At 40.5% G+C, this 1,515-nt stretch carries 1 protein-coding gene; it reads right to left on the bottom strand.

Features of this window, described 5'->3' with window-relative positions:
* Positions 1-142: 142 nt before the first annotated feature.
* Complete coding sequence (locus RG571_RS11940; RefSeq protein WP_002339082.1) at positions 143-1,360, bottom strand: IS110 family transposase; 1,218 nt, start codon at positions 1,358-1,360, stop codon at positions 143-145.
* Between the last annotated feature and the right edge of the window lie 155 nt (positions 1,361-1,515).

Raw genomic sequence — 1,515 nt, 5'->3', positions numbered from 1 at the left:
TTTCCTACGATTAGTCAAGTAAAAGATGTAATAAAAATAGCTCGTAAACAAAAGCGAAAAAATCAAGGCACACCAAATAAAGCCCCGTTCGTAAAAAAATTTTCGATCTGGACAAAGAAGTGGTATACTGTAAGTGGTTTAGTTAATGGTCCACTGAGACCGCGTACGCATAGTCGTACTCTGTATGTGCCCTAACCATAGCGTGCATACATTTCAGAAGCTTGTTCATACAAGCAACTGTGGCAACCTTATCTTTCTTAGGGATAGGTTGCTTTTTTAATTTGTAGTAATAATCGACAATATGATTAGGAGCTGCGCGTTGCTGGCGAATCATATTTCGAATGGTGAAGAAAATAATTTTCCGTGCTTTGGGATTACCACGCTTATTGATGCGGTCTTGGCCAGTATACTTACCTGATTGATACCGTCGGATGTCGATTCCGACAAAGGCATTCAATTGTTTATGGGTTTTAAATCGTGTGATATCTCCTAATTCACCGAGCAATAAAGCGGCTGTGAGTGCGCCAATCCCAGGGAACGTTTGGTACAACAAAAAGCAAGGAGAGCCTTCGGCTTTTTTGATCATTTGTGTCGCCAGTGCTTCTTTTTGTTCGAGTAAATCTTGGAGAAGTTCGGCGTAATAGATCGTTTTTTGACAGTGGATACTGTCTTTTTCAACAGCTGGATAGGCACACTGTGCATAGTGGATGATTTGATCTGCCTTTTGCTCGGCACGATTCGCGGAGATTTTTTTCCGTGTTTCGTTGATCAGTTTATTTTTTATTTTTGTCCGAGTAGATGCCAATACAAAATCTGGATGGGGAAAAAGACGGATCAATGTCAATGCGTAAGGGGTCAGCCTGTTTGAAAAGAACTGTTCAAGCTCTGGAAAAGTCAACTGAAGGCAGTTGTGTAAATCCATGCGCAGACGAGTGATTTTCTTCTCAATTTCTTGATAAAAACGGGCTAAATCGCGCATCTCTAAGTAAAAATTGCTTTGTACTTCTTTTGGCTGACGTTGATTTTTAAGATGAGTCTGTGCGAGCCGATGGGCATCCGATTTATCTGTTTTCCAACTGCGTAAGGTGCTTTCTTCCATCTGTTTTTTCGCTTCTAACGGGTTTAACAAACAGTAAGAAAAGTGATGATCTTGAAAGAACTTTTCGACTGGTCTGGAATAAATCCCCGTTGCTTCAAAAACAATCAATAGACGTTCAGGCAAGTGCTGGATCTCTTCGAGTAATGCATGAAATCCTCTTTGAGTGTGTTCGATCTCGTCTTCAAATAAGCAGGTGTCGTCTTTGTATAGGACACTGTAGCTGTGTCCCATTGAAACATCTAATGCAAGAATGTAAGGCATTTGTTTTCCTCCTTTTTAAGTGTTGAAAGAACTTTACTGCTTCATTTCGATTCCAATTTCCTATACACGGGCTCATGGCCCCAACATACGTAAACCTGATTCTAAAATGACAGTAAAGAAGTTCGGTTTTTGATAGGGACTCGTAGTCCTCAAGG

Source organism: Enterococcus sp. FR204 (assembly GCF_031143325.1).
Classification (GTDB): domain Bacteria; phylum Bacillota; class Bacilli; order Lactobacillales; family Enterococcaceae; genus Enterococcus_B; species Enterococcus_B faecium.
The sequence above is the reverse complement of the archived record's forward strand: the minus strand, read 5'-3'. Positions and strand labels throughout refer to the sequence as shown.